This window comes from Halopseudomonas sp. (assembly GCF_036961105.1).
Taxonomy (GTDB): domain Bacteria; phylum Pseudomonadota; class Gammaproteobacteria; order Pseudomonadales; family Pseudomonadaceae; genus Halopseudomonas.
Map to the genome: position 1 here is coordinate 33,345 of NZ_JBALWW010000012.1, position 21,717 is coordinate 55,061.

The 21,717-nt window shown below is 60.8% G+C and carries 20 protein-coding genes; 8 read left to right on the forward strand and 12 right to left on the reverse strand.

The features are described 5' to 3' along the window. Nucleotides 1-48 precede the first annotated feature (48 nt). The 5 genes from thpD to V7756_RS12500 all read right to left on the reverse strand — a co-directional run bounded on the left by thpD (nucleotide 49) and on the right by V7756_RS12500 (nucleotide 4,522). Entirely contained in the window at nucleotides 49-966 is a 918-nt protein-coding gene (gene thpD, locus V7756_RS12480; protein WP_335610511.1) for an ectoine hydroxylase, read from the reverse strand. Between the two features lie 23 nt (nucleotides 967-989). Next, nucleotides 990-1,379: an ectoine synthase gene (locus V7756_RS12485; protein WP_335610512.1), complete on the reverse strand. Its 390-nt coding sequence runs from the start codon at nucleotides 1,377-1,379 to the stop codon at nucleotides 990-992. Nucleotides 1,380-1,456: 77 nt separating this feature from the next. After that, entirely contained in the window at nucleotides 1,457-2,743 is a 1,287-nt protein-coding gene (gene ectB, locus V7756_RS12490) for a diaminobutyrate--2-oxoglutarate transaminase (RefSeq protein WP_335610513.1), read from the reverse strand. A gap of 14 nt (nucleotides 2,744-2,757) precedes the next feature. Continuing rightward, complete coding sequence (gene ectA / locus V7756_RS12495; RefSeq protein ID WP_335610514.1) at nucleotides 2,758-3,279, reverse strand: diaminobutyrate acetyltransferase; 522 nt, start codon at nucleotides 3,277-3,279, stop codon at nucleotides 2,758-2,760. 472 nt (nucleotides 3,280-3,751) lie between these two features. Beyond that, entirely contained in the window at nucleotides 3,752-4,522 is a 771-nt protein-coding gene (locus tag V7756_RS12500) for an SDR family oxidoreductase (protein ID WP_335610515.1), read from the reverse strand. Between the two features lie 259 nt (nucleotides 4,523-4,781). Here V7756_RS12500 and speA point away from each other — a divergent pair, with 259 nt between their 5' ends. Continuing rightward, a complete protein-coding gene (speA, locus tag V7756_RS12505) occupies nucleotides 4,782-6,701 on the forward strand; it encodes an arginine decarboxylase (protein WP_335610516.1) in 1,920 nt (639 codons plus the stop codon). A gap of 2 nt (nucleotides 6,702-6,703) precedes the next feature. Here speA and V7756_RS12510 read toward each other — a convergent pair whose 3' ends face one another. The 3 genes from V7756_RS12510 to V7756_RS12520 are packed head-to-tail and all read right to left on the reverse strand — an operon-like array spanning nucleotide 6,704 to nucleotide 9,129. Then, nucleotides 6,704-7,423, reverse strand: coding sequence for a hypothetical protein (locus V7756_RS12510; protein ID WP_335610517.1), 720 nt, complete (start codon nucleotides 7,421-7,423; stop codon nucleotides 6,704-6,706). Between the two features lie 26 nt (nucleotides 7,424-7,449). Further along, nucleotides 7,450-8,130 (reverse strand): SDR family NAD(P)-dependent oxidoreductase, encoded by a 681-nt coding sequence (locus V7756_RS12515; RefSeq protein ID WP_335610518.1) that lies wholly within the window; start codon nucleotides 8,128-8,130, stop codon nucleotides 7,450-7,452. Nucleotides 8,131-8,157: 27 nt separating this feature from the next. Then, nucleotides 8,158-9,129, reverse strand: coding sequence for an alpha/beta fold hydrolase (locus V7756_RS12520; protein WP_335610519.1), 972 nt, complete (start codon nucleotides 9,127-9,129; stop codon nucleotides 8,158-8,160). A gap of 203 nt (nucleotides 9,130-9,332) precedes the next feature. Between V7756_RS12520 and V7756_RS12525 the strand changes: the two genes are divergently transcribed. Beyond that, entirely contained in the window at nucleotides 9,333-12,206 is a 2,874-nt protein-coding gene (locus V7756_RS12525) for an HD domain-containing phosphohydrolase (RefSeq protein ID WP_335610520.1), read from the forward strand. A gap of 13 nt (nucleotides 12,207-12,219) precedes the next feature. Here the strand turns inward: V7756_RS12525 and V7756_RS12530 are convergent, their stop codons facing one another. From V7756_RS12530 to V7756_RS12540, 3 genes are all read right to left on the reverse strand, one after another. Further along, nucleotides 12,220-12,660 (reverse strand): hypothetical protein, encoded by a 441-nt coding sequence (locus V7756_RS12530; RefSeq protein WP_335610521.1) that lies wholly within the window; start codon nucleotides 12,658-12,660, stop codon nucleotides 12,220-12,222. A 69-nt stretch (nucleotides 12,661-12,729) separates the two neighbouring features. Then, entirely contained in the window at nucleotides 12,730-14,106 is a 1,377-nt protein-coding gene (locus tag V7756_RS12535) for a sigma-54-dependent transcriptional regulator (RefSeq protein ID WP_335610522.1), read from the reverse strand. Further along, nucleotides 14,103-15,611 carry a sensor histidine kinase gene (locus V7756_RS12540; RefSeq protein ID WP_335610523.1) on the reverse strand — a complete coding sequence of 503 codons (1,509 nt, stop codon included), beginning with the start codon at nucleotides 15,609-15,611 and terminating at the stop codon, nucleotides 14,103-14,105. The genes V7756_RS12535 and V7756_RS12540 overlap by 4 nt, the downstream gene beginning before the upstream one ends. Before the next feature lie 167 nt (nucleotides 15,612-15,778). Between V7756_RS12540 and V7756_RS12545 the strand changes: the two genes are divergently transcribed. Next, on the forward strand, nucleotides 15,779-16,186 hold the full coding sequence (locus tag V7756_RS12545) for a DUF4168 domain-containing protein (RefSeq protein ID WP_335610524.1): 408 nt from the start codon (nucleotides 15,779-15,781) through the stop codon (nucleotides 16,184-16,186). A gap of 78 nt (nucleotides 16,187-16,264) precedes the next feature. Here V7756_RS12545 and V7756_RS12550 read toward each other — a convergent pair whose 3' ends face one another. Further along, nucleotides 16,265-17,161, reverse strand: coding sequence for a LysR substrate-binding domain-containing protein (locus V7756_RS12550; RefSeq protein WP_335610525.1), 897 nt, complete (start codon nucleotides 17,159-17,161; stop codon nucleotides 16,265-16,267). A 105-nt stretch (nucleotides 17,162-17,266) separates the two neighbouring features. Here V7756_RS12550 and V7756_RS12555 point away from each other — a divergent pair, with 105 nt between their 5' ends. The 5 genes from V7756_RS12555 (at nucleotide 17,267) to surE (ending at nucleotide 21,715) form a co-directional block, all read left to right on the forward strand. Then, complete coding sequence (locus V7756_RS12555) at nucleotides 17,267-18,379, forward strand: S-(hydroxymethyl)glutathione dehydrogenase/class III alcohol dehydrogenase (RefSeq protein WP_335610526.1); 1,113 nt, start codon at nucleotides 17,267-17,269, stop codon at nucleotides 18,377-18,379. 103 nt (nucleotides 18,380-18,482) lie between these two features. After that, the gene (fghA, locus tag V7756_RS12560) at nucleotides 18,483-19,337 is read left to right on the forward strand and encodes an S-formylglutathione hydrolase (RefSeq protein WP_335610527.1); all 855 of its coding nucleotides are present in this window, start codon (nucleotides 18,483-18,485) and stop codon (nucleotides 19,335-19,337) included. Between the two features lie 101 nt (nucleotides 19,338-19,438). Continuing rightward, nucleotides 19,439-19,915: a 2-C-methyl-D-erythritol 2,4-cyclodiphosphate synthase gene (ispF, locus tag V7756_RS12565; protein WP_335610528.1), complete on the forward strand. Its 477-nt coding sequence runs from the start codon at nucleotides 19,439-19,441 to the stop codon at nucleotides 19,913-19,915. Continuing rightward, entirely contained in the window at nucleotides 19,908-20,966 is a 1,059-nt protein-coding gene (truD, locus tag V7756_RS12570; RefSeq protein ID WP_335610529.1) for a tRNA pseudouridine(13) synthase TruD, read from the forward strand. Before ispF ends, truD begins: the two co-directional genes overlap by 8 nt. Continuing rightward, nucleotides 20,966-21,715: a 5'/3'-nucleotidase SurE gene (gene surE / locus V7756_RS12575; RefSeq protein WP_335610530.1), complete on the forward strand. Its 750-nt coding sequence runs from the start codon at nucleotides 20,966-20,968 to the stop codon at nucleotides 21,713-21,715. Before truD ends, surE begins: the two co-directional genes overlap by 1 nt. Nucleotides 21,716-21,717 lie beyond the last annotated feature (2 nt).

The window sequence follows — 21,717 nt, forward strand, 5'->3', positions numbered from 1 at the left end:
TGGTGAATCTTGTCCTGCCACCAGCAGGCCGAGGGCCTCATGCCCTCGTTATTGGTAACGCTGTGGCGCGATCTTCAGCGCCGTTACCGGGCCGCGTTCCGCGACAAAATCCGGTCTGGGTGTCAGCTCGCCATAAGGCGCGACCGGTTGGTTGTCCACATGGTTGTAGACGTAAAACAGATTGCTGCGAGGGCTCGGTGTGATGTTGCTGTTCGAGCCATGCAGCGTATTGCAGTCAAAGAGCACTACGGTGCCGGCCTTGCCGGTTACCGCTTCTATCCCGCCTTCGGCCACCATGTCGTTCAGGCTGCTGTCGTCGGGAACGCCCAATTCCTGCTTGCGAAGTGAGCGCTGGTAGTGATTGTCTGGGGTTTCACCGGTACAGCTGACGTAGTGGCGGTGTGACCCAGGTATCAGCATCAATGGCCCGTTATAGGGCGTATTGTCAGTCAGCAGAATCGAGCAACTGACTGCGCGCATGCGGGGCAAGCCGTCTTCTACGTGCCAGGTTTCAAAGTCGGAGTGCCAGTAGAACTCCTTGCCCTTGAACCCGGGCTTCAGATTCATCCGCGATTGGTGAACGTAGATATCGCCGCCAAGTATGTAGCTGGCAATACCGGCAATTCGCTCGTCGCTGGCAATGCGTTCGAATAGCCTGTTAGTGCGATGAATCGCGAACAGTGAGCGCAGCGCGCCGCTATCGGGCTCGCGGATCGCCGAAGGCCGTTCAAGGACTTCCGGCTCCTTGCGCAAACGGTTCACTTCATTTCGAAATACCGCAATTTCATCCTTGCTGAACAGCTCCGGCAGGACCAGAAAGCCATCGCGCTCAAAGCGGGCTAGCTGGTCCTCCGAGAGAGGGGCGTCGTTCGATGGAGAGCCGTAAACTATCGGGTCCAATCGTTCCAGCCAGCGGGGTTCCTGGTTGAGCTGTCGTGATGGATATACGTCAGCTGCTACCGTCATAAGGCCTCCTGTGTATTACCTCGTTAGGTGTTATCTACGGGGTATACGCCGTCCTTATCGTGTACTTCTTGACCACTGATGGGCGGGTTGAAAACGCAAGCCATTTTCATATCTTCGCTGCCGCCGCGCAGCATGTGGTCATCGTGCTTGTCCAGAACGTACAGCGTACCAGGACGGATCTGATATACCTTACCGTCCGACAATGTTTCAATCTCACCGTTCCCACTCATGCAATACACCGACTCAAGATGGTTCTTGTAGTGGATGTGCGTTTCCTTGTTCGCATAGATGGTGGTGATGTGAAAGGAGAAGCCCATGTTGTCGTCCTTGAGCAGCATGCGAGTGCTTTCCCAGGTCTCGGTTACAACACGGCGTTCAGAGCTTTCACATTCATTCAGGGTGCGTACGATCATATTCAGTTCCTGTTCTGTTTCGATAATCTTGATCAGGGTGCTCCGTGCGGGAGCACCCGGCTTGTCTTCAAGCTGTATTACGACGCCTGGTTGGCGACGTCTTCAGCCATGACCTTGGCAAAGGCGGCATCGAGAATCGTCAGCGCCTTGTCGATCTGCTCTTCGGTAATGGTCAGCGGGCACAGGCATTTGACGACCTGGCTGTGGTTGCCGCTGGTCTCGATGACCAGACCGTTGGCGAAGGCCTCCTTGCAGATTGCCGAGGCGATGTCGCCGTTGGGGCAGCTGATACCGACCATCATTCCGCGACCCTTGACGAAAAGGGAGTCGGGGCCGTGCTTGCGGGCGATTTTCTGCATCCGCTCCTTGATCAGCTTGCCTTTGGCCTGCACGCTCTTGGCGAATTCGTCGCTGGTCCAGAAGTGCTCCAGCGCGGCGGCAGCGGTAACGAAGGCGTGGTTGTTGCCGCGGAAAGTACCGTTGTGCTCGCCCGGTTCCCACTGGTCCAGCTCGTTGCGCATGATGACGATGGCGAAGGGCAGACCAAAGCCGCTGAGCGACTTGGACATGGTGATGATGTCCGGCTTGATGCCCATCTCTTCGAAGCTGAAGAAAGTACCGGTGCGGCCGCAACCGGCCTGAATGTCATCGGCAATCAGCAGCATCTCATGCTTGCGGCAGAGTTTTTCCAGCTTGCGCATCCACTCGGCGGAGGCTGCGTTGAGGCCGCCTTCACCCTGAACCACTTCCACAATGACCGCAGCGGGCTTGTCGATGCCACTGCTAGGGTCACTGAGCAGTTTGTCCATCATTGAGATAGTGTTGACCTTGTCGCCAAAATAATTGGCATAAGGCATCCGACTTACGTCGGTCAGTGGCACGCCGGCCGCGCCGCGATGGTGGCCATTGCCGGTCACCGCCAACGCACCGATGGTGCAGCCGTGAAAACCGTTGGTGAAGCTGATCACATTGTTGCGGCCGGTGACCTTGCGCGCCAGTTTCAGCGCCGCTTCAACGGAGTTGGCGCCGGTGGGGCCGCTGAACTGCACGCGATAGTTGGCAAAGCCGCGCGGTTCCAGAATGACCCGATTGAAGGTCTCCAGGAAGCGCTCTTTGGCGGCCGAGTACATATCCAGGCCGTGGGTGATGCCATCTTCCTCAAGGTACTGAATCAGTGCCTTCTTGAGGACCGGGTGATTGTGCCCGTAGTTCAGCGTGCCGGCACCGGCCAGAAAGTCGATGTAGCGCTTGCCTTCAGTGGTTACCAGCTCTGCGCCCTGGGCCTGGTTGAAGATGACCGGGAAGGAGCGGCAGTAGCTGCGAATGCCTGATTCGTTTTGTTCGAACTGTTCAAAGTTGTTCATGGTGTCTCCTGGTCTCAAGCTTGAGCTGATTGAGTTGCTGATTGAGTAAAGGGTCCAGCACGGTAGATAACTTCGTCGTCGTGCTGCCCGTTGAAATGCTGCTCTCGGGAGAACAGCACCTCAGTGGTGTAATCGGCGCCCAGCAGGCGGAAGGCTTTCTTGAATAGCGCTTCGGAGGCGTCGTTGCCGGGGGAAATGGTGGTCTCCAGACGGGTGACGCCTGCGGCGCGAGTGCGTTCGACCAACGCCAGCAGCATCTTCAGCGCCAGACCCTGGCCACGCATGCGACTGTCGACTGCTACCTGCCAGACAAAGAGTGTGTCGAGGCGGGCAGGAGGACGATAGCCGGAAATGAATCCGACCAGATCGCCGTCATCGGTTTGCGCGGCGATCGCCGTGTCGGCAAAGTCGGCGCACTGCAGCAAATTGCAGTAGACCGAATTGGTATCCAGCGGCTGACAACGAGCAACCAACTGGTTGAGTGCAAAACCGTCCGTGCCCGTGGGCTTGCGGAGTGTCACGTTTATAGAAGCCAAAGCTAGGTTCCTGAATGTTTACGCTTAAATTCTTTTTTAATAATAAACACATCCGAAAAATTATCTCAACCCGCTATAAATGCCGCTTACAGCCTTATATTTTTGCGTATCAAATATTTATAGCTGTTAAATATAGCTGTCATATTGAGCATGATTTACTTGTCTATTTGGCGGCCAGCCCTTGTTGGTAAAGGGCTGTGGCAATTGCCCCCGGCTCAGCATGCCCGCGGCTGGCTACCCCAGTTATCGACCATGAAATTGGCGCCTGGTTGCCAGAAAATGGGGCGAATTTTTTTTCAGCACCCTGCTGGTGCACGGAGGCCTGGATGGGAAGCCAGTGGGCGAGAGGATGCGTTGGCAGGGCGGAAAAGCGCTGAGAGTAGAGTAAAGGCAAGTCGCGGGAGGAGCTGGGCTGACGGCACCTGATAAAGCAGGTGCCGCAACTATGAGTTCATGCTCAGAGGGTACAGGCTCAGAGCGTAAAGCCGCCGTCTATGGGGATGATGTTGCCGGTCATGTAGGCGCCACCAGCGCTGGCCAGCATGATCGCCAGCGCAGACATTTCCTCTTCGCGGCCCCAGCGCTTCATGGGAATGTGCTGGCAATCCTCTGCCATGGCTTCGGCATCGTTATGGATATGCTGCGTCATCTTGCTGGGAAAACGGCCGGGCGCGATGACGTTGACGTTGATGTGTTCGCTCACCAGCTCGCGCGCCAGGTTGCGCGACAGCTGATGCACTGCGGCCTTGCTCGGGCCATAGGAATACGCCTGCTCGCCAAAGGAGCTGATGCCGGCTACCGAGCCGATATTGATGATACGGGCGGGGTTGTCGGCACTGGCGTTCTTGCGCAGCATCGGCAGCAACTGCTGGATGCAGCTGAACACCGAAATGACGTTCAGCTGCATCACCTTCTCCCAGCCCGATACGGGAAAGTCTTCCAGCGGGGCACCCCAACTGGTCCCGGCATTGTTGACCAGAATATCCAGATGCTCGGTGTGCTCGGCAATATCCGCCGCCAGCTGTTTTGCGCCGGCTTCGGTTGAAAGGTCCGCACCTATGGCGATGCATTCGCCGTACTGGCCGAGTTCTTTGGCGGTCTGTTGTCCTTCGGCCAGCTTGCGGCAACAGATGATGACCTTGGCGCCGGCTTCCAGATAACCCTGCGCAATCATGCGGCCGATGCCGCGACTACCACCGGTCACCAGTGCGGTGCGGCCGGCGAGGCTGAAATACTGTTGCATTTGAAGACTCCTTGTAATGGGTGTTGGCTTGCCGCTACGGCAAAGGACTTACCTTAATACGCAGATCGGGGAGTCCCAAGCAAAGCCAAGGTTTATCCAGAGTGCAAATGCCGCTCCATGTGCAGGGCATGACCGGGCGCCGTCTAGGCTTTTGCTTTATCCTGTTGCCATCAGGCCATTGCGGGGCTGCGGCAAATGAACTCTTTGCCCAGCGGCGTATCACATTGGCGGCATCAATCATCAGGTTAGCGAGGTGGTCATGGGCCCAGTACGGCGTTCACGCAAGGAAGATGCATCAGCCTGGACGGTGGCAGACAGCCGCAGTGTCTACGGTATTCGGCACTGGGGTGCGGGTTACTTCAATGTCAGTGACGCCGGTCACGTCGAGGTTATGCCCCGGGGTGAGGGAGCCGGCAGCATCGATCTGCATGAGCTGGTGGGGCAACTGCGTGATAGTGGCCTGGACCTGCCCCTGCTGGTGCGCTTCCCGGATATTCTGCAGTCGCGCGTCAAGCAGCTCACGGGCGCGTTCGATCACAGCATTGCGGCGCTGGATTATGAAAGCGGCTACACGGCGCTGTATCCGATCAAGGTCAATCAGCAGGAGACCGTGGTCGAGAACATTATCGCCACCGAAAATGTCTCCATCGGGCTTGAAGCCGGCTCCAAGCCCGAGCTGATGGCGGTGCTGGCGCTGGCGCCCAAGGGTGGCACCATCGTTTGCAACGGCTACAAGGACCGCGAGTTCATTCATCTGGCGTTGATCGGGCAGAAGCTGGGCCACAAGGTCTTTATCGTCATCGAGAAAGAGTCCGAAGTGCGGCTGGTGATCGAGGAGGCCGAGAAGCTGGGGCTGACCCCGCAGGTGGGTCTACGCGTACGCCTGTCTTCGCTGGCATCGAGCAAGTGGGCCGATACCGGTGGCGAGAAATCCAAGTTCGGTCTCTCCGCTGCGCAGCTGCTGCGAGTGGTCGATGCCTTCACCACTGCCGGCCTGCAGGACGGCGTGCGCCTGCTGCACTTTCATATGGGCTCGCAGATTGCCAATCTGGCGGATTATCAGCATGGCTTTCGCGAGGCCATTCGTTACTTTGGCGAACTGCGCGCGCTCGGCCTGCCGGTGGATCATATCGACGTGGGTGGCGGGCTGGGCGTGGATTACGACGGTACCCATTCGCGCAATGCCAGCTCGATCAACTACGACGTGACCGAGTATGCGCAGACGGTGGTCGGCATGCTCAAGGATTTCTGCGATGAGCAGGGCCTGCCGCATCCGCATATCTTCTCTGAAAGCGGCCGCGCCATGAGCGCGCATCACGCGGTGCTGGTGGTACAGGTGACCGACGTGGAGCGCTACAACGATGTGATGCCGCAGATTGATGATCTGGACGAGCTGCCGCAAGTGGTGCGCAACCTGGTGGGCCTGCAGGATCAACACGACGTCGAGATGGTCACCGAAACCTATTGGCGCGCCACCCACTACATGGCCGATGTGGCGGCGCAGTACGCCGAGGGCAAGCTGACACTGTCGCAGAAGGCGCTGGCCGAACAATGCTACTTTGCCCTGTGCAATCGGCTGCATACGCTGCTGAAGGCGCGTCAGCGCTCCCACCGCCAGGTGCTGGACGAGCTGAACGACAAGATGGCCGACAAGTACATCTGCAATTTTTCGGTGTTCCAGAGCCTGCCCGACACCTGGGCGATCGATCAGGTCTTGCCGATCGTTCCGCTGGATCGCCTGGAAGAAGAGCCCCTGCGCCGCGCCGTACTGCAGGACCTGACCTGCGACTCCGACGGCAAGATTCGCCACTATGTAGATGAGCAGAGCATCGAGAACAGCCTGCCAGTGCATGAACTGCGTGAAGGCGAAGACTACCTGCTGGGCATCTTCCTGGTCGGCGCCTACCAGGAAATTCTCGGCGATATGCACAACCTCTTCGGCGATACCGATTCAGTCAACGTCTATCTGCGCCCGGATGGCAAGGTGGTACACGGCGGCATAGAAACCCACGACACCATCGAAGACATGCTGCGTTACGTGCACTTCGCACCGGATGAGCTGGTTACCCGTTACCGCGACAAGGTTGCCGGCGCCAAGCTTAGCCCGGCCGAGCGCACCCGCTTTGTGGATGCGCTGCGGTTGGGGTTGACCCGTTCTTCGTATCTCAATGCCGAATAGTTTCAGGCTGCGGCGGTCTGCAGACTGATCCAGGTCGCCTCGGCCCAGGCCACAGCCTGGCCCTGGCGATTGTAGAGGGCGGTACCGGCAAAATGCTTGCGCCCCTCATGACGCAGAGCCCAGCCGCGCACCACCAACTGCTCACCCACAGGCACTGGGTGTTCGATGTGGGCGGCAAAGCGTCCCAGCAGGGCCATGCCCGCCTGATCGCGTACAGCGAAGTAGCCGGGGCAATCAAGCGCCGCCCAGAGATATTCGCTGGCTACCATGCCGTCGGCTTCCGCCAGCGTCTCGTCCGGTGTCCAGAGCGCAGCGACCTGCTCCTCGCCCAGTCCGGTTGGGCCGGCAAAGATGCGCAGGCCGTCCAGCGGCTCCCGGTTGGTCCCGCACACGAAACAGCAGGGCAGATTGTGTTGCTCAAATCCCTTGAACTGCGCCTGGGCGGCCTGGGCAGTTGCGGTGTCCAGCGCCGGAGGAGGAGTCATCTCCAGCTCATACGCCTTGGCGCTGCCCAATAATTGTTCGCCCAGGCGCAGCTCTGCGCCGGCGTCAGTCACCCGCAGTTGCAGCGGCGTATCCAGCGGAGGCGGGGCATGCAGAGTGACTTGGCAGGGTTCCCCCATCGCCTTTGCCAGCAGGCCGCAGACATAGCCGCCGTTGCCGCTGTTGGGCGGGCCGCGGAAGCGGGATTCGATGGTGATAAGTGTGTCAGTGTGGGGCATGGAACTGTTCCTGAACAGGGAGATTGTCAGTGGCTCCAGCCACCGCAAACAGGGAATATCTGACCGACAAAGCAATTGGCCGCATCCGTACACAGGTAGGCGGCGAAGCTGGCATCTTCCTCGGCGGAAACCAGTCGGCCGAGTGGCACTTCACGCTGCAGGCGCGCTTGAAATGCCGGGTTGGCCTGGATCTCGGCCGGGAAATAGGTCGGGTTGTCGACAAAATTCTGGGCGATGGCATTGACCTGCACCCCCTTGCCCGCGACCTCGGCGCCCACCGCTTGAACCCAGGCTAGCTGGGCGCCACGTGCGGCGCTGTAGCTGGAGGCACGCTTCATGCCGCGCAGCGCCGAGGCGCTACCCATCAACAGGATCTTGCCGCGCTGGCGTTCAAGCATGCCGGGCAAGGCGGCGCGGGCAAAGCGTGGCAGCGGATCAACCATGTGGCGGAACAGCAGGCCCCATTCATCGTCCTCCACCTGGGCGGCCGGCGTGCTGGGTGCGGGTACGCCGAGATTCAGCAGGAGCACATCTATCTCACCCACTTCCTTGAGCAGCACGCCGGGTGCCTTGGGATCGAGGAAGTCGCGGTTGTCGGCTATCACGTCGGCGCCACAGTCTTGCAGGGTCTGCCGCAGCGCCGGGCCCATGAAGGCATCAGCCTGGGTCAGTAGGATGCGCTTGCCGGTCAGATCGCATAGCGACATTGCTTCTCTCCTGTTGCCAATCGATGTTTAGCCAGCGGGAAAGTGGCTGGCCAGAAAGGGTAGCAGCTGGGCGTTCACCTCGTCCGGCTTCTCGGCCTGAATCCAGTGACCACAGTCGGCAATGACCTGCTGCTGAACCCTGGGCACCACGCTGGGCATCTTCTTGATAGTGTAGGCTTCCAGCGTGCCCACCGGATCGCGGTCACCGATCAGGAACAGCGCCGGCTGTTCGATCTGCTTGCCGGCCAGCGGCGCGGTGCGCTCCCAGCTGCGTTCAAAATTGCGGTACCAGTTGATGGGGCCACGGAAGCCGCTTTGCTCGAACGTCTTTACATACACCGCAAAGGCCTCTTCGGAGCACCATGCCGGTGGCTTGCCGGGGTCGCTATAGTCTCCCAGCCAATTTGCATCGGCGGGCTTGTCCTGCACCAGGGCGTTGTCGCCCTCGGCACTGGAAAGGCCATGCATCATCAGCCGCATGGTACGGGGAATATCGGCAGCCATTTCCGCCTCGGCCAGGCCCGGCTGTTGAAAGTAGACAATGTAATGGAAGCGGTCCTTGTAGGCTTCGCGCATCATCTGGATCGCTGGCTGGCGCGGCCGCCCGCCAAAGGGCACCGACATGCCGCACACAGCTTTCACGCGCGCCGGCTCCAGTAGGGCCAGATGCCAGGCCACCGGCGCACCCCAGTCGTGGCCGATCATTGCCACCTGCTCGTGAGCAAAATGGTTCATGGCTCCCTGGATATCGCCGCACAGGGTAATCAGATCGTATTGGTCAACCTCTGGTGGGGCACTGCTGGCGCCATAGCCGCGCATTTCGGGCGCAAATACACGGTAGCCCTGTGCAGCCAACGCCTTGATCTGATGCCGCCAGGAATACCAGCACTCGGGGAATCCATGCAGCAGCCAGACCGGCCGCCCGTTGCGCGGCCCGCTGATGTAGAGGCTGAGCTCTATGCCGTTGGTTGCCACAAGCTGGTGTTCAATCTGATCCATTGCGTCTGTTCCTTTGTTTTGCTGTCCACCACTATGGCAAAAGCGCCGCGGTTTGGCTTGCTTCGCACTGCTGCTATTCATCAGCCGAAGTGAACACCATCCGCTTGGTCGATGGGCCGCCATTGCGGTTTCTCGCGTTTGTGCTGATTGAACTATGCTCAAGCCAAACGGACCTCAGCCGTCGGCAAGGAGCTACTTTCACGATGGGGAAGGCGAAGGCGGGTTTCAGCCTGCAGTGGTTGATCGCGTGGTCGATGGTGGTCTGTTTGCTGGCCATGGCCAGCTTGACCGTCTGGCAGGGGTATCGGGGCTCACGCACGCTGCTGATCGCGGCGGCCAATGACGCCGCCCAGCAGTTGGGTGTCTTGCTGAATGAGCGTTCGGAGCGCTTGCTGGGGCCGGCGGAAAGCGCACTGCGTATTCTCAATCACGACCCCCTGGCTGAAGCGCAGACACTGGAGCAGCGCCTGCGGCGGCTGCCGGTGCTGATCGAGACACTGCGTAGCAATCTGACCCTCAGCGCGGTCTATGCCGGCTACCCGAATGGCGACTTCTTTCTGCTGCGCCGCGTCTCGTCAAATATGCTGCCTGGCGGCCGCCAACTACCCAGGCAAGCGGCTTATCTGGTGCAATCGGTGGAGCGCGCGGAGGGTGTGGACGTGCAGGGGCGTTGGCTGGCCTATGACAGCCAGGGCGCAGCGCTGGGCGAAGTGGCGGTCAGCGATTACCGTTTTGATCCGCGCACGCGACCCTGGTACCAGCGGGCGGTCGCGGCGTCCGACGTGGTGCTGACCGAGCCTTACGTGTTCTTTACCAACCGGGATGTTGGCATAACCATGGCGCGGCAGAAGGCAGCGGGGGTGGTCTTCGGCCTGGATGCCTCCCTGCAGGATCTGGGCAGCGAGGTGAGCGACCTGCGCCTTACTCCCAGCACCGAGATCGCCCTGGTGGGCGCCGGAAACAAGGTGATTGCCTACACCGACCTGCAGCGGATTGTCAGCGAAAACGGCGAGGGGATGCAGCTGGCCACCTTGCCAGAGCTGAATGTGCCGGTGCTGGAGGCGGTACAGAAAATCGCTGACGGTACCCGCGAGCCGCATTTTCTGGAGCTCGGCGGGCAGCAGTGGTATGTCCTGAATCTGCCCCTGGGCAGGATCGGCAACAGCCCAGGCAATATTCTGATTGCCATGCCGGCAGATGAGCTGTTGGCGGGCGTGCGCGACAGTCTGCGTGATCAGGCGCGGCTGGCGTTCGCTCTGGCGGGTGTGCTGCTGCTGATTGGCTGGGCGCTGGGGCACCGGATCGGGCAACCGCTGAAATCCCTGGGCGATCAGGTGGAACAGCTTGCCGATTTCGATTTCAGTACGCCGATTGGCGTGCGCTCACGTATTCGTGAGGTCAATGACCTGAGCAAGATGACCGCGCGCATGGCCAAGGCCATTGATCGTTTTCAGACCATTACTCTGAGTCTCAGCCAGGAAACCCGTCTTGAGCACATGCTGGATGTGGTGCTGGAGCAACTGATTGCGATTGCCGGCGGGCGGGGTGGCGCCGTATACCTCTGTGATGAGGACGCGGGCGAGCTGCATTGCGCCAGCGAGGCACGTGCGGCGCATTACCCGCTCAAGCTGCCGTTGAACGACGCCCTGCGTGCAGACCCGGCGCGCAGCCTGGCAAGCCAATTGGACGATGACCATCGTTACCTCACCCTGGCGCTGCTTGATCGTCAGGAGGTGTTGCTGGGTGTGCTGGTGGTGGAGGTCTCGCCGCTGCTGCCGAGTGAGTCGCTGCGCAGTCTGCGCGGTTTTCTGGGCAGCCTGGCGGGGACCCTGGCGGTAGCGATAGAAACGCGCCAGCTGTTTGCTGACCAGCAACTGCTGCTGGAATCGATCATTCGCCTGCTGGCGGCGGCCATTGATGCCAAGTCGCCCTACACCGGCGGCCATTGCGATCGTGTGCCGCAGCTGGCGGAAATGCTGCTGGAGCAGGCCCAGCAGGCAGCTGAAGGCCCCTTCGCCAGCTTTCAATTGACCGAGGAGCAGCGCTACGCCTTCCGTACTGCTGCGTGGCTACACGACTGCGGCAAGATCACCAGCCCCGAGTATGTAGTCGATAAAGCGACCAAGCTGGAAACCCTGTACAACCGTATTCATGAAATTCGCACGCGTTTTGAAGTGCTATGGCGCGAAGCCGACATTCGTTACTGGCAGGGGCGCGCCGCCGGCGAGAATGAGGCGGCGCTGCAGCGCACCCGTGGCGCCGAGCAGGCGCGCCTATGCGAAGAGTTCGCCCTGGTCGCGCAGGCCAATACCGGCGGCGAGTTCATGGCGCAGGAAGATATAGAGCGGCTGCAGGCGATTGGCAAACAGACCTGGTTGCGCCATTTCGACAATCGCCTGGGGCTCTCCGGTGATGAGCAGCAGCAACTGATCGGCGTACCTGCCGCAGCCTTGCCCGTCGAAGAGCAGTTGCTGATGGACCGACCTGAGCACCTGGTTGCCTGGGGTGAGCGCAAGCCGCCGGTGGCGGCTGACGATCCGGGCAACCGCTGGGGTTTTGATATGGTTCTGCCGGCGCACAGCAGCAATCTGGGCGAGTTGTACAACCTGTCGATCAGTCGCGGTACGCTGACGCCGGAGGAGCGTTTCAAGATCAATGAGCACATAGTGCAGACGCTGATCATGCTGTCGACCTTGCCGTTCCCCAAGGCGCTGGCGCAGGTGCCGCAGTTGGCGGCTACCCACCACGAGCGGCTGGACGGCACCGGTTATCCGCGGCGGCTCAAGGGCGAGCAGTTGACGGTGGAAGATAGAGTGCTGGCGATCGCCGATGTGTTTGAGGCCTTGACCGCCGCAGACCGGCCGTACAAGGAGGCCAAGAAGCTATCGGAGTCGGTGCGCATCATGTTGTTCATGGCGCGTGATCAGCACCTGGACGCGCGCCTGCTGGCCCTGTTCCTTAGCAGCGGCGTGCACCTGGAATACGCTAGACGCTTTCTTGGCGCTGAACAGATGGATGAAGTGGATGTGCCTGCCTGCATCGCGCAGTTGCACGAGTGGGGGCTGCTGGATTCCTAGGCGGCAGTTTATGTCAGTCCGGGGTCAGGGCGAGATGGAACTGGGCGCCCTCCGCTTCCATCGGGGCCAGTGTCTGGATGCAATAGGCGAGCTCTTGTACCAGCGGTGTTGGGCTGTTGGTCTGGAGCTCGCGTTGCAGATGCTGTTCCAGTGCTTCCAGGCTGGTCATACCGGCTGCAATCGGCTGCCAGCTCATGTCTTCAATACCATAGATCAAACCCGTCTCCGGGTCGGCTTCTGCCGCTCCGACGTCTCTCGGCTCCTGGTCGATCAGCTCGACCGCCTGCTGCAGTTCAACGGCGGTGGTGTCGATAAAGCTGCTCAGTTCGCGAACCCCCAGCGTTTTGCACAGAGCATCGAGCCGACCCAGTTCTGCGCGCATGGCGGCGAGCCTGGTTGCGCCTGGCTGAAAGCTGCGGTCGAGCAATGTATTGAGCCGTAACACGCGTGACACTGGTTTCTCCTGGCAAGAAGGGCGACGGGCTAGCTTACCGCAGTGCCAGCCCGGCGTGCATGCTCCGTATTACTCGATCCAGCGGTAAAGGGTGCGCCGGGTGATGCCCAGAATATCCGCAGCCTTGCGCTTGTTGCCGCCGGTTGCGTCGAGCACTTGATGGATGTAGCGGCGCTGGACGCTTTCCAGGCTGGGCAACTGCTCCAATGGCTGGCCTGGGCCAAGGCTGGGCAACGGACCGCCAGGCGAGTTGCCCGCCGGGTCGCTGCTGGCCGCCTGCATGCGCTCGGGTAGATTAGGCAACTCGATCAATGCGCCCTGCGTGAAGGTGGCGGCGCGCTCCACCGCGTTCTGCAGCTCGCGCACATTGCCGGGAAAAGGATAGTGCAGCAGCGCTTGCAGCGCGGCATCGGTGAAGCCCTTGAGCTGGCGTTGCTGGCGGGCATTGAAACGCGCGAGAAAGAAGTCGGCGAGATAACCAATGTCGTCGCTGCGCTCGCGCAGGGGCGGAACCTCCAGCGTGAAGGTTTCCAGCCGGTAGAACAGGTCCTCACGGAAGCTGCCCTGTTCGACACACTCGGCCAGGTTACGGTTGGTGGCCGCGATCACGCGCACGTCCAGTTGAATCTCGTGGTCACTACCTACCGGACGCACATGGCCGTCCTGCAGCGCGCGCAGCAGTTTGGCCTGCAGGGCAAGCGGCATCTCGCCGATCTCGTCCAGCATCAGCGTGCCGCCCTCGGCCTGCTGAAACAGTCCGGCGCGTGCCTTGCGGGCGCCCGTGTAGGCACCGGCGGCGTGGCCGAAAAACTCGCTCTCCATCAACTCCGCCGGAATGCCGCCGCAGTTGACCACCATATAAGGCTTGCCGGCGCGCACGCTCTCTTCGTGTACCGCGCGGGCCACCAGCTCCTTGCCTGTGCCGCTTTCGCCCTGGATCAATACCGGGCCATCGGCGCTGGCCATCTGGCGGATATGTTGAAACAGGCGGCGCATGCCGCTGCTCTGACCGATGATGCCGTGGAACTGCTCTACCGCCATGATCGAGCGGTAGCGCTGCACTTCGCGGCGTAGCCGACGGTTTTCCAGCAGACGCTTGACCGTCAGCAGAAAGTGGTCGATCTCCAAGGGTTTGGTGAGAAAGTCGTCAGCTCCGTTCTGCAGCGCATTGACCGCCTGCTGCACCGAGCCGAAGGCGGTAATGATCAGTACCGCCGGGGCCGGCGAAAGAGCTTGAGCTGGCGGGAGCAGACTGAGGCCATCGGCGCCGGGCAGGCGCAGGTCGCTGATCAGCAAATCGATCTCGGCCTGTTGCAAGGGCGTCAGGGCTTCTTCGGCACTGCTGCAGGCGGTGACTTGGTAGCCCTCAGCTTCCAGCTCTTCTTGAAGTAGTTCACGCAGACCGCTGTCGTCTTCGACCAGCAGCAGATGTTCAGTGTGCGTCATGCGTCTGCTCCCCTGTGTGTCGGCAGTTGCAGGCGTGCGCAGCCGCCGCCTGTAGCCTGGTTGCCGAGCGTCAGCGTGCCGCCATGTTCCTCGACCACGGTCTGTACTATGGCCAGACCCAGGCCGGTTCCTTCGCCCGGCGCCTTGGTGGTATAGAAGGGCTCGGTCAGGCGCTGCAGATTTTCTTCCGGCAAGCCGGGGCCGTCATCGCTGACGCTGATGAACAGGTGCTCGCTATCGCTTTCGAGTGTTATCTGCACCTTGCTGCGGGCCGCTTGCAGGGCATTGCGCAAAAGGTTGAGCAGCGCCAGCTCAAGCCTGGCGGGGTCGCCATACAGGGCCGGCAGCTTCGGCTGATAGTGGTTATGCAATTGAATGTCGGTTTGCTCGAACTCCGGTTTGATCGCATCCAGCGCGCTGTCGGTCAACTGCACCGGGTCGGTTCGCCGCAGTGTGGCTGCCGCCGGACGACTGTAATCAAGCAGCTGCTTGACCGTGCTGGTCAAGCGCGCCACCTGGGCGCGAATGGCGCTGAACTCCCGTTGCTGGGGCGAATCTTCGCCGCTGCTGCGTTGCAGCCGGCGAGCACGCCCGTCGATAACGCTCAGAGGGGCGCCCAGTTCATGCGCCACGCCGCGGGCCATGCCGCCAATAGCGGCCATTTTTTCGTTGTCTTTCAGTTGGGCGAGCAGGGCAGTCTCTGCCGCGCGATGTTCATCCACCTCGCGGCGCGCCTGCTCAATGCTGTCGAGCATTCGGTTCAGGCCTTCGGCCAGGGCGGCAACCTCGGTCGGACCTTCCTGGGCGGCGCGGTGTGAATGGTCTCCCTGAGCCACCTGTTGCATATGTGCGAGCAACTTGTCGACATGCCGGCCGACCCCGCCATAGTGGCCGAGCATAACGGCGCAGATGATGGTCAGCCCCAGCAGCGCCCAGGCTGCCCAGGCAATGATGGTGAGCTGATCCAGCGCGCGGCCGAAATCGCTGGCGCGGCGACTGATCTGGATCAGCCCTTGAATGTTGCCGCCCACATCGAACAGCGGCATGAAATGCGAGAACAGATGACGACCACCCACCTGGCTGAACCCCTGCTGGGCTTCCCCGGTGGACACGATCAGATCAGGGATCGCGGTGCGCGTCAGGTCGCTCTCGGTGACCCCGGCCGAGGCCAGCCGCACACCGTTCACATCGAATACCGAAGCGCCATAGACTTCGCCGAGTACAAAGACCGAACCCAGCGCCAGCTCTATAGCCTGACGATCATTCTCGCCCAGTGCTGTACCGATAGGGATGCTGATGGCGCGGCCGATCAATTCCAGGTCATTCTTCAGCCGTTGTTGCTGGAACTGGCTCGCCTGCTCCAGACCAAAGCGGATGCCCAGCGCGGTCAGCAGCAACAGGGGCAACACCACAAAGAGCAACAGGGTGCGTTGCAGGCCGCTGAGGCGCGAGGGCGCCCAACGCTGGATTACTGTGCCAAATCTGAACGGGTCTTTTTTGCTCATGTTTAAAAAAGATACAGATAACCGCAGGTTTTTCAAGCGCCTGAATCCATACTTCCAAGGGTGAAAATAAAAATATGCTTTTAAAACAGTCGATTGAGTTTTATTTCGCGGAGTTGGCATGCTCTGTGTAACACCTTTGATGAGTTCAACCGAAGGAGATACTTACGATGAACATGAAAAAACTCAGTGCCGCACTTGCCCTTGCCACCATGGCTACCATGACCGCCGGTGTGCCGGTTGCCATGGCCCAATCAGCTCAATCGATGGATGGTGCCACTCAACAGCAGTACGGCCAGTCCCAGGGCGCTGCTCAGGCCGCTGCGCCAGTGAGCGAGACAGACCTTGAGAAGTTCGTCAGTGCCGAGAAAAAGGTGAACGAAATCCGTCAGGATCTGACCGAAGAATTGAGCAGCGCTGGCGACCAGCAGGAAGCCCAGGAGCTGCAGATGGATGCGCAGAAAGAGATGGTCGAGGCCATCCAGGATGAGGAGCTCGACATCCCCAGCTATAACGCGATTGCCTCGCGCATGCAGACCGACGCGGAACTGCGCCAGCGCGCTCAGCAGTACAACTGATCGTCAGTTAGCAAAGCGGTATGAAGGGGGGCTCAGGCCCCCTTTTCTGCGTCTGGTCTGCGTTTGGCGGCTGGTGACTTAATCCGGATCGCGGTACTCGACCCGTTGCGCCAGCCCCGCTCGCAGATAATCCACCAGTTGGCGCACCTTGGGCGAAAGGTGCCTTTGCTGCGGATACAGTGCCCAGACGGCGGTGTGCGGTGGTTGATGCTGCGGCAGCAGGGCGCGCAGGGCGCCGCTGCGCAAGTGTTCGCGCACATAGTAATCAGGCAACTGACATAGACCGAAGCCGCGCAACGCGGCCTCAAGCACTGCCTGGCCGCTATTGCAGCGCCAGTTGCCCTGGACTCGCACCGGCATCTCCTTGCCGCGTTGTTGGAAACTCCACAGATCGCTGCTGCCGATCAGGCAGTTGTGTCGCGGCAATTCGGACAGGCTGTGCGGGGCGCCGTGGTGCGCCAGGTAGGCGGGAGAAGCGCACAGATACATGTGGCGCGGCGCCAGGCGCGTGGCTATCAGGCTGGAATCGTGCAAACGGCCCAGGCGGATGGCCAGATCATAACTGCCGTGCAACAGATCCAGTGTCTGGTTGGTCAGGGTCATTTCTACCCGCAGCTGCGGATGCTGCTGCATGAAGTCGTCCACCAGCGGCATGATGAAGCTCTCGCCGTAGGCCACCGCGCAGGTCATGCGCAGCAGGCCCTTGGGTTCGCTGCCCAGGTCGGTAATGGCTTGCAGGGCTTCATCGCGGGCGTCCTGCAACCGCTGACAATGCTGCAGAAAAGTCTGGCCAGCTTCGGTCAGACTGACCTTGCGGGTGCTGCGGTAGAACAGGCGAGTCTGCAAGCGGTCTTCCAGCCGCGCTATCTGGCGGCTGACGTGGGAAGAGGAAACGCCCAGGCGCGCTGCCGCCGCGCCGAAGTGGCCCAGTTCTGCCACGCTGACAAACTCGTCGATACCCTCCCATTGGCTCATTGATTATCCCTGTATGGAAATAATGTTTTGCTGTGCGAGCTATTATCCACAAAAGGCGCCTCTACTACACTGCATGGCATCTAAAACCCCGTGAGGAGAGTTCGCATGATCAAGTCTCGTGCCGCCGTTGCCTTTGCTGCCGGCAAGCCGCTGGAAATCGTTGAGGTGGACGTCGCGCCGCCGCAGAAAGGTGAAGTGCTGGTGCGCATTGTCGCCAGCGGCGTTTGCCACACCGATGCCTTCACCCTGTCGGGCGACGATCCGGAGGGCATCTTCCCGGCCATTCTCGGTCATGAGGGCGGTGGCATTGTTGAAGCGGTGGGCGAGGGGGTTACCTCGCTGGAGGTGGGTGATCACGTGATTCCGCTGTACACCGCAGAATGCCGCACCTGCAAGTTCTGCACGTCCGGCAAGACCAACCTCTGCCAGGCGGTGCGCGCCACTCAGGGCAAGGGTGTGATGCCCGATGGCACCTCGCGTTTTTCCTACAAGGGGGAGCCGATCTACCACTACATGGGTACCTCGACCTTCTCCGAGTACACCGTGGTGCCGGAGATTTCCCTGGCCAAGATTCCCAAGGAGGCGCCGCTGGAGAAAGTCTGCCTGCTGGGCTGCGGCGTGACCACAGGTATTGGCGCGGTACTCAACACCGCCAAGGTCACCGAAGGCGCCACCGTGGCCATCTTTGGTCTGGGGGGTATCGGCCTGGCGGCTATCATTGGCGCCACCATGGCCAAAGCGAGCCGCATCATTGCGATCGACATCAATCCATCGAAATTCGATATCGCGCGCGAGCTGGGCGCCACCGATTTCGTCAATCCCAAGGATCATGACAAGCCGATTCAGGAAGTCATTGTGGATATGACCGACGGCGGCGTGGACTATTCCTTCGAGTGCGTGGGCAACGTGCAACTGATGCGCGCGGCACTGGAATGCGCGCACAAGGGCTGGGGCGAATCCACCATCATTGGCGTTGCCGGTGCCGGGCAGGAAATCAGCACCCGTCCATTCCAACTGGTTACCGGTCGCGTCTGGCGCGGTAGCGCCTTTGGTGGCGTCAAGGGCCGTACCGAACTGCCAGGCTATGTTGCCAAGGCGCAGACCGGCGAGATCCCACTGGATACCTTCATTACCCACACCATGGGGCTGGAAGATATCAACAAGGCGTTCGATTTGATGCACGAAGGCAAGAGCATTCGTACGGTTATTCATTTCTGAAACCCAGCAACAAGCGGCAAGCGGCGAGCTACACGCTAGTGCCAGCCAGAGGGTCGTATGACGTTCTGGTGGCGAGCTCGCCGTTGCTGCTCCGGAGTTAACGATGGATTCGATACTTGAACTGGTTTCTGCCAACAAGTGCTTTGGCGGTTGGCAGAAGCGTTACCGGCACCAGTCCAACGCGCTGCGCTGCGATATGGTGTTCGGAATTTATTTGCCGCCGCAGGCGGATCAGGGCAAACCGCTGCCGGTGCTTTACTGGTTGTCCGGCCTGACCTGCAACGATGAGAACTTCAGTCAGAAGGCCGGCGCGCAGCGGTTGGCGGCCGAGCTGGGTATGGTGTTGGTGATGCCTGACACCAGCCCGCGCGGTGAGGGCGTGCCGGACGATGTGGCCGGGGCCTATGACTTTGGCCTGGGCGCTGGTTTTTACGTCAATGCCACGCAACTGCCGTGGTCCGAACACTATCGCATGTACGACTATGTGGTGGAGGAGTTGCCAGCGCTGATCGAGGAGCATTTTCCGGTAAGCGATCAGCGCAGCATCAGCGGCCATTCCATGGGCGGCCACGGCGCGCTGGTCTGCGCGCTGCGCAACCCCGGCCGCTATCGCTCGGTATCCGCCTTTGCGCCTATCAGCCATCCGCTGGATTGCCCCTGGGGGCACAAGGCGCTGGGCAACTACCTGGGCAACGATCGGGAAAGCTGGAAGCAATGGGATGCCTGCGAGCTGATGGCGCACGCCAAAGAGCGTTTGCCGCTGCTGGTGGACCAGGGCGAGGCGGACAACTTCCTGGTGGAGCAGTTGCAACCCGAGGCGCTGGAAGCCGCCGCGCAGGCTTTTGACCACCCACTGACCCTGCGCCGCCAACCGGGCTACGATCACAGCTACTTCTTCATCGCCAGCTTTATCGACGATCACCTGCGCCATCACGCCAAGGCGCTGGGTCTGCTCTGACAGGGTCGGGGGTTGCGTTCTGTGCCTTGGCTCATCGATCTGTCCCTTGATGGCCCAAGGCGGTAGAATCGCCGGCACACTGAATCAGGCAGGAAGGCAGCATGCGTATCGGTCACGGCTATGATGTACACCGCTTTACCGAGGGGGATTTCGTTACTCTGGGCGGGGTGCGCATTGCGCATCGCTTCGGCCTGCTGGCGCACTCCGATGGCGACGTGTTGCTGCATGCCTTGAGCGATGCCTTGCTGGGCGCTGCGGCGCTGGGTGACATCGGCAAGCACTTTCCGGATACCGATGCCGCCTATGCCGGTGCCGACAGTCGCGTGCTGCTCCGGCATGTGGTTGCGCTGGTGCGGAACAAGGGGTGGCAGGTGGCCAACGTCGATGCCACCATCATCGCCCAGGCGCCAAAGATGGCGCCGCACATCGAGGCCATGCGTAAACTGATAGCGGCCGATCTCCAGATCGCGCTGGACCAGGTCAACGTCAAGGCCACCACCACCGAAAAGCTCGGCTTTACCGGCCGCGAAGAGGGCATTGCGGTGCACGCCGTTGCTCTGTTGCTGCCGCATGACTGACGTCGAACTGCTTGGGCCTCTTGCCTGGGGCGAGCCCTGTGGTGCAGCGGTATTGAAGGCGGCGCCGGAAGATTTTCGCGTCACCGAGGTGCTGGATATCGAGCTCTCCGGCGAGGGTGAGCATCTGTGGTTACTACTGGAAAAGCGCGGATTGAATACCGAAGAGGTCGCGCGCAAGCTGGCGCGCCTCAGTGGCGTCTCGCTGCGTAACATCAGCTACGCCGGCCTTAAGGATCGCCAAGCGGTGACCCGTCAATGGTTCAGTCTGCAACTACCGGGCAAAGCCGACCCGGATCTGTCATCGCTCTGGGGCGACAACCTGAGCTGCCTGCAGCAGCAGCGCCATAAACGCAAGTTGCAGCGCGGTGCGCACAGCGCCAACCGCTTTCTGATTCGCCTTACCGAACTGCAGGCCGATCCGACTGCGCTTGAGGAGCGTCTGCAGCAACTGGCCGCGCAGGGCGTGCCCAATTACTTTGGCCCGCAGCGCTTTGGGCATGCTGGCGGCAACCTGCAAGCTGCCACCAGCTGGGCGCAGCGGGCAGCGCTCCCGCCAGCGCGCGGTACCCGCTCGCGGTTGCTGTCGACCGCGCGCAGTTACCTGTTCAATCAGATGCTGGCCGAGCGGGTAAGCGACGGCAGCTGGAACCGGGTATTGCCTGGTGATTGCCTCGCCTTCACCCAGAGCCGCAGCCAGTTTCCGGCGTCGGAGCTGGCCGCCGATGATGACCGCGTGGGACGCCTGGATCTGCATCCAACTGCCGCGCTCTGGGGGGCTGGCGCGCTGGCAAGCAGTGGTGCTCAGGCGGAAATGGAGACGGCGGTAGCAACGCAGCACGCACTTCTGGCACAGTGGTTGGTGGCGGCAGGATTGGAACAGGCACGGCGCATTTTACGCCTCCCCATTGCCGGTCTGACGTGGCATTATCCGTCCTCGGATTGTCTTGAACTTGAATTCACCCTGCCCACCGGTTGCTTTGCGACGGCGGTACTGCGCGAGCTGGTAGTGCTGGTCAGCCAGGCTGGCGGTGGGATAGAAAGCGAAAACTGATGCGTATTCTGATTGCCAACGACGACGGTGTGCTGGCGCCGGGTATCAAAGCCCTGCACGGTGCACTGGCGGATTATGCCGACTGCGTTGTGGTCGCCCCGGAGGAAGATCGCAGCGGCGCCAGTAGTGCTCTGAGCCTTGATCGACCGCTGCGCCCCTTTGTCCATGAAAACGGTTTTGTCGGCCTCAATGGTACGCCGACCGACTGCGTGCACCTGGGCCTCAATGCATTCTACGAAGACAGCGTCGACATGGTGGTCTCGGGTATCAATCTGGGCGCCAACCTGGGCGACGATGTGCTCTATTCGGGTACTGTGGCAGCGGCATTGGAAGGCCGTTTTCTGGCCCGGCCGGCAATGGCTTTTTCCCTGGTTGGCCGGCAGACGGAGAATCTGCCCACGGCAGCGGCCATTGCCCGCCAGATGGTCGCGGCGCAGGACCAGCTTGATTTGCCACCGCGCACCATACTGAGTGTGAATATCCCCAACCTGCCGCTGGCGCAGATCAAGGGTATTCGCCTGACCCGCCTGGGGCATCGCTCACGCGCGGCCAAGCCGATCAAGTGGACCGATCCACGGGGCAAGGAAGGCTACTGGATTTCGGTAGCAGGCGACGCCGAGGATGGTGGCGAGGGGACCGACTTTCACGCCGTCATGCAGGGGTATGTTTCGGTAACGCCCTTGCGGGTCGACAAGACGCACTACGAAGTCTTCGATCATCTGCAAGGCTGGTTGAGCAATCTGGACTGAAC

What these genes read in the sequence shown, in the direction of transcription:
- thpD (WP_335610511.1), bottom strand. Translation starts at nt 966, where the DNA reads ATGACGGTAGCAGCTGACGTATATCCATCACGACAGCTCAACCAGGAA.
- V7756_RS12485 (WP_335610512.1), bottom strand. Translation starts at nt 1,379, where the DNA reads ATGATCGTACGCACCCTGAATGAATGTGAAAGCTCTGAACGCCGTGTT.
- ectB (WP_335610513.1), bottom strand. Translation starts at nt 2,743, where the DNA reads ATGAACAACTTTGAACAGTTCGAACAAAACGAATCAGGCATTCGCAGC.
- V7756_RS12500 (WP_335610515.1), bottom strand. Translation starts at nt 4,522, where the DNA reads ATGCAACAGTATTTCAGCCTCGCCGGCCGCACCGCACTGGTGACCGGT.
- speA (WP_335610516.1), top strand. Translation starts at nt 4,782, where the DNA reads ATGGGCCCAGTACGGCGTTCACGCAAGGAAGATGCATCAGCCTGGACG.
- V7756_RS12510 (WP_335610517.1), bottom strand. Translation starts at nt 7,423, where the DNA reads ATGCCCCACACTGACACACTTATCACCATCGAATCCCGCTTCCGCGGC.
- V7756_RS12515 (WP_335610518.1), bottom strand. Translation starts at nt 8,130, where the DNA reads ATGTCGCTATGCGATCTGACCGGCAAGCGCATCCTACTGACCCAGGCT.
- V7756_RS12520 (WP_335610519.1), bottom strand. Translation starts at nt 9,129, where the DNA reads ATGGATCAGATTGAACACCAGCTTGTGGCAACCAACGGCATAGAGCTC.
- V7756_RS12525 (WP_335610520.1), top strand. Translation starts at nt 9,333, where the DNA reads ATGGGGAAGGCGAAGGCGGGTTTCAGCCTGCAGTGGTTGATCGCGTGG.
- V7756_RS12535 (WP_335610522.1), bottom strand. Translation starts at nt 14,106, where the DNA reads ATGACGCACACTGAACATCTGCTGCTGGTCGAAGACGACAGCGGTCTG.
- V7756_RS12540 (WP_335610523.1), bottom strand. Translation starts at nt 15,611, where the DNA reads ATGAGCAAAAAAGACCCGTTCAGATTTGGCACAGTAATCCAGCGTTGG.
- V7756_RS12545 (WP_335610524.1), top strand. Translation starts at nt 15,779, where the DNA reads ATGAACATGAAAAAACTCAGTGCCGCACTTGCCCTTGCCACCATGGCT.
- V7756_RS12550 (WP_335610525.1), bottom strand. Translation starts at nt 17,161, where the DNA reads ATGAGCCAATGGGAGGGTATCGACGAGTTTGTCAGCGTGGCAGAACTG.
- V7756_RS12555 (WP_335610526.1), top strand. Translation starts at nt 17,267, where the DNA reads ATGATCAAGTCTCGTGCCGCCGTTGCCTTTGCTGCCGGCAAGCCGCTG.
- fghA (WP_335610527.1), top strand. Translation starts at nt 18,483, where the DNA reads ATGGATTCGATACTTGAACTGGTTTCTGCCAACAAGTGCTTTGGCGGT.
- ispF (WP_335610528.1), top strand. Translation starts at nt 19,439, where the DNA reads ATGCGTATCGGTCACGGCTATGATGTACACCGCTTTACCGAGGGGGAT.
- truD (WP_335610529.1), top strand. Translation starts at nt 19,908, where the DNA reads ATGACTGACGTCGAACTGCTTGGGCCTCTTGCCTGGGGCGAGCCCTGT.
- surE (WP_335610530.1), top strand. Translation starts at nt 20,966, where the DNA reads ATGCGTATTCTGATTGCCAACGACGACGGTGTGCTGGCGCCGGGTATC.